Source organism: Streptococcus suis (assembly GCF_002960445.1).
GTDB classification, from domain to species: Bacteria; Bacillota; Bacilli; order Lactobacillales; family Streptococcaceae; genus Streptococcus; species Streptococcus hyiners.
Genome location: NZ_POJD01000032.1, coordinates 1 through 3,816 on the forward strand (window position 1 = coordinate 1; position 3,816 = coordinate 3,816).

The window sequence follows — 3,816 nt, forward strand, 5'->3', positions numbered from 1 at the left end:
TGGTTCGTCTTCTTTAATTTTCAAAGGTCTTGTTCTTATCGCTCTTGCGCGACAACTATCTTAGTTTATCATTTCTTCAACTGCTTGTCAACACTTTTTTGAAACTTTTTTTAATTTCTTTTCTGTGGTGACTTGTCTTAGATTTGACAGCTCAATTATTCTATCATCTTCATTTGACCTTGTCAACTACTTTTTGAAACTTTTTTTCAAACGGTTAACAGGTTCTCTAAAAGACAACTCAATAAGTCTATCATCTTCGTTTTCTATTGTCAACTCTTTTTGTAGATTTTTTGATAACGAAAAACAGCTACAGGTGTAGCTGTTCAAATCGTTTATTGGCGAACTTCAAGAAGTCCCAAATCTCCGTCCTCGCGTTTGTAAAGGACGTTGGTTGTACCGTCGTTAGCATCAGTATAGATGAAGAAGTCGTGTCCTAGCAATTCTAATTGAAGGATAGCTTCTTCCATATCCATGGGCTTCAAGTCAACTTGTTTAGTGCGAACAACTTTTACTTCTTCTTCCGCTTGCTCTACAAGTTCATCTGTAAAGACTTGACCTGTTGCAACTTTTTGACGATGTTTTCTTTCAATCTTAGTTTTATTGCGACGAATTTGGCGTTCAATTTTATCTACGACAAGGTCGATAGAGCCGTACATTTCTTGTGAAATGTCTTCTGCACGCAGAGTGACAGTTCCTACTGGGATAGTCACTTCAACTTTAGCACGCTTATCACGGTAAACTTTTAGATTGACCTTAGCATTCAACTCTTGATTTTCATTGAAATATTTCTCAATCTTTGCTACTTTCTCTTCTACATAAGTACGAAGAGCATCTGTAACTTCAAGGTTTTCTCCACGAATACTGAATTTAATCATATTAGTACCTCTTTCTTGGCTTTCGCCTTTCTTCACTATTATTATATCACATTTCTAAAAAAATGCAACCGTTTTCTTAGCGTGCGAGTGAAAATGTTTTGATTTCTTTCTGACTTGTTTTCATGAAAAGCCTTGTGGCAAGCTGGATTGTAGCCCCTGTTGTGTAAATATCGTCAACTAATAAAATTTTTTCTGGTAGCCCATTTTCATTCAATATGTAAAATGATTGCTCAGTTTCTATCCTCTCTTCTCGACTTTTTGAGGATTGCTTTTGGCTATCTCGTTTGCCCAATAATTCTTTATAGGGAATCCTAGCCGCATCCAATATACCAGTCACTTGATTAAATCCCCGTTCTTCTAGACGTTCTTGACTGAGTGGAATGGGAACGATTGTATAGTCGGAATAAGGTTCTAGAGCTTTTTTGACTTGTTCTGCAAAGATTTTCCTGAGGATGTAATCACCTTGAAATTTGTAGCGACTAAAGTAATCAGCCATGGCTTCATTGTACTGAAAAATAGCTGTGTGCGACACTGATTTTCCTTGGCTTAACCAGTAGTAGCAATCCTTGCAGATCTCTTCATCTCCACTTTTAGAACAATGCGAACAGTGTTGCTCTGCTATTTCTTCAAAAGTAGCCATGCAGTCATTACAAACTCCAGACTGGGACTTGCCAAAGAAAATAAGCTCAGAAAAGGTTTGTCTGGTTTTCATGGTTTGATCACAGAGTAAGCAGTTAGACATAGCCTGCCTCCTTGTTCATTTGTTTGATTTCTGCAATAGCCTTCTCAATAGAGCGGGTGGACCCCTCGTGGAAAAATTGGAGCAAGCCCGTCGGCCGGTCCATACTCCTACCGACTCGGCCTGCAATCTGTACAAGACTAGACGATGTGTAGAGGTAATGATTGGCTTGGACCACTATAACATCTACTTTTGGAAAGGTGACACCACGTTCTAAAATGGTGGTAGAAATGAGAATGGTAATCTCTTGATTGCGAAAACCTTCTACTATCTCAAGACGATTTTCAGTTTGACTGGATACAAAGCCGATAGTTTCTTCTGGAAATGTTTTTTCCATAATCTTGGAAAACTCTTGACCTTTGGAAATTTCTGGTACGAATATGAGCAAAGGATAACCTGTATTTCTCTGATCTTTGATTACCTTAGTTAGTTTGGGGGCTAGTTTCTGTTTCTTTAGATTGGCATCAAATTTAGAAAACCAAACTTTTTGCGGAACAACCAGTGGATTGCCGTGAAATCGTCTGGGCAGGCTGAGCCGTTTTAATTTTCCTGTTTTGACTTTTCTATCCAGTTCATCTGTTGACGTTGCTGTCAAAAATACTTGGACACCATCTTCCTTAACCGCATTGTCAGCAGCACGGTATAGCATGGGATTATCAGCATAGGGAAAGGCATCAACTTCATCAATCAAAACCAAATCAAAGGCCTGATAGAATTTTAATAACTGATGAGTGGTTGCTACAACAAGCGGTGTTCGGAAATAGGGCTCTCCCTCTCCGTGCAAGAGGCTAATAGGAACTGTAAAATCACTTTGCAGGCGTTTATAAAGTTCAATACAGACATCAATTCGAGGACTGGCTAGGCAAACTGATCCGCCTTTATCAATCACAGAAGCCACTGTGTGGTAAATCATTTCTGTCTTACCTGCACCTGTTACAGCATGAACCAAGGTCGCCTGTCTTTGCTCAACATTTGCTAGCAAACCGTCAGAAATCCCTTGTTGCCAGTCCGTTAATTTGCCTCTCCATGTTAAGCAAGAGTTTACGGGGAAGTCTTTCTGAGGAAAATGATAGAGTTCTTCATCTGACCGTACTCTGCCAAGGAGCAAACAGGCTCGACAGTAAGTTGCATCATTGGGTAGTTTGTTTTCTTCTTCAAAAGCTGTACCACAACGAAAGCAGGCATTCTTGTCTGTGACACTGGATAGCTTCTCTGCTTTTTCTCGCTCTGCTGGGGTCAATTGGTATTTGGTAAATAGTCTTCCATAATAATTTTCTAATTCTTTCATCACTTATTTATTCGGAATTTCTTGTCAGTTTTGAAAAAAATTAGTACAATTTGCTTATGAAAGAATTTAAGACGATTAAAGAAGACGGTATTGTTGAAGAAGAAATTAAGAAATCTCGTTTTATCTGTTTTATGAAGCGAGTGACCAGTGAGGAAGAGGCTCGCGACTTTATCAACAAGATCAAAAAAGAACATTACAAGGCCACCCATAACTGCTCTGCCTTTGTCCTTGGAGAAAATATGGAAATCAAGCGGTCCTCAGATGACGGGGAACCGTCTGGTACTGCTGGTGTGCCAATGCTAACGGTTTTAGAAAATCACGAGCTGACCAATGTCGCAACGGTGGTTACCCGCTATTTTGGCGGTATCAAGTTAGGTGCTGGTGGTCTAATTCGTGCCTATGCTGGTGCAGTTGCTAGTGCTGTCAAGGAAATTGGGGTTGTGGAAGTCAAGGAACAGGAGGGAATTTCCATCACCATGTCCTATACCCAGTACCAAGAATTTGCCAATTGGCGTGCCGAACAAGATCTGGAGGAATTTGATACCCAGTTCACGACAGAGGTGACAACCATGATTTTTGTTGATAAAGAATGCTTAGAACAAACCTTTGCCAGCCTGACGGAGTTTTACCATGGAAAAGTTCAGGCGGAGAAGACTGACAGCCGTATCGTTGAGGTACCTGTCCATTAAAAAAGACTATCGCTAAGATAGTTTTTTACTTATTATATAGCCGTTTATAGTTACAACTCCCCGACTATTCCCCCGACCTCTGGACAAGGTCTTTTTTATGTCCGCAAAAAACGTCATTTTGCCCATTTTGAGCAAATAGAAATCAAATCTCGCAACCATTATTGACAAAATGGCAATTTTGAACGAATAGGCAACTGTACTTTACTGTGTTTTTTGATAACAAAA

Annotated in this window: 4 protein-coding genes; 1 reads left to right on the forward strand and 3 read right to left on the reverse strand. The window is 39.7% G+C overall.

The features are described from left to right. Positions 1–332: 332 nt before the first annotated feature. The 3 genes from hpf to C1G53_RS00160 form a co-directional block, all read right to left on the reverse strand. On the reverse strand, positions 333–875 hold the full coding sequence (hpf, locus tag C1G53_RS00150; RefSeq protein WP_105117239.1) for a ribosome hibernation-promoting factor, HPF/YfiA family: 543 nt from the start codon (positions 873–875) through the stop codon (positions 333–335). 76 nt (positions 876–951) lie between these two features. Next, positions 952–1,617 carry a ComF family protein gene (locus C1G53_RS00155; protein WP_105117240.1) on the reverse strand — a complete coding sequence of 222 codons (666 nt, stop codon included), beginning with the start codon at positions 1,615–1,617 and terminating at the stop codon, positions 952–954. Beyond that, positions 1,610–2,902 carry a DEAD/DEAH box helicase gene (locus tag C1G53_RS00160; protein WP_105117241.1) on the reverse strand — a complete coding sequence of 431 codons (1,293 nt, stop codon included), beginning with the start codon at positions 2,900–2,902 and terminating at the stop codon, positions 1,610–1,612. Before C1G53_RS00160 ends, C1G53_RS00155 begins: the two co-directional genes overlap by 8 nt. A 56-nt stretch (positions 2,903–2,958) precedes the next feature. On the opposite strand from C1G53_RS00160, the gene C1G53_RS00165 reads away from it, so the two are divergent. Then, positions 2,959–3,591: a YigZ family protein gene (locus C1G53_RS00165; protein ID WP_161941333.1), complete on the forward strand. Its 633-nt coding sequence runs from the start codon at positions 2,959–2,961 to the stop codon at positions 3,589–3,591. Positions 3,592–3,816 lie beyond the last annotated feature (225 nt).